The sequence below is a fragment of the Bartonella sp. AP58NXGY genome (assembly GCF_042195785.1).
Lineage (GTDB): Bacteria > Pseudomonadota > Alphaproteobacteria > Rhizobiales > Rhizobiaceae > Bartonella.
In genome coordinates this window covers 1-1,058 of record NZ_JBHIOY010000107.1, presented here as the reverse complement: position 1 = coordinate 1,058, position 1,058 = coordinate 1, and the positions used below count along the sequence as shown (strand labels likewise).

The 1,058-nt window shown below is 38.0% G+C and carries 1 protein-coding gene; it reads right to left on the bottom strand.

The annotated features are described in order from the left end of the window. Positions 1-285: 285 nt before the first annotated feature. A partial coding sequence (locus tag ACFINC_RS09795) for a hypothetical protein (protein WP_375617089.1) occupies positions 286-1,058 on the bottom strand: 773 nt, incomplete at its 5' end.

Genomic DNA, 1,058 nt, shown 5'->3' with positions numbered 1-1,058 from the left:
GATACGTTTGAGATTAACAAAAAGCGTTTATAGGCTCTCTCATTCAAGTGAGTGATTAAAGATCATACGCATCATTTACATTCCTTTTGATAAGTTTTCATATTTTTAATAGAGCACTTGTAATATAATACGTTTTGTATATATGTACTCATTGCTCCATTTGGAATGATTCATAAGGATAGACATTTGAAAGCCGCGTCATATCATTTGGCACGGCTTTCTTTTATGAATTCTCTCTTTTATGATGGGTTTATAACCATCAAGAAGGCGCTCCCATACCTATTTTTATTCTGTTTTATCAATAATCTTAACGACATTATCACTTTGATAAACCTCACAATTTTTGGGAACTAACTTTGCTTTGCTTTTTGTATTGATTGTTGCATTGCCATAAGCACGCCCCCAGATCGTTGCACAATGTAAGATTTTTGCATTGCCATAGACAGAGCCATAAACCTCACAAGAGCCCCCCACGCGCGCATTGCCATAGACCTTGCCATAAATCTTTGCACGACCATTAATCACAGCATAATTATAAATTTTTGCATGGCTATAAATACAAGCAGAGCCACAAACCCTAGCATGACCATAGACGCGGGCATAACTAAAAACCGTAGCATCATAAGAAATATGCGCATGGTCATAAATATGAGCATCAGCAAGAACGCGGGCAGCACCCCTCACATGAGCATTGCCATACACATTGCCATACACATGAGCACTCCCATAAACACAAGCCTGATCATAAATCTTTGCATATTGAGAGATAAAAGCCTTGCCATAGACCTCAGCATTGCCATAAACGAGACCACAGACTTGAGAATAATGCCGTATTTTTGCATCATCATAAACACGGGCATGACCATAGACACAAGCATCATCATAGACCCAGCAATTGCCATCATGGGATAGGTTAACTTCCTTTTCAATAAAGCCACCTAAATCCCCCGTCTTGACATCATCAAAGTCTTTTAAAGCCCGAATGCGATAAAGGTTTATAATATTTCGAGTAAGAGCATGTTTGATTTTTTTGATTTCACTGGTTAATTCGTATTTTT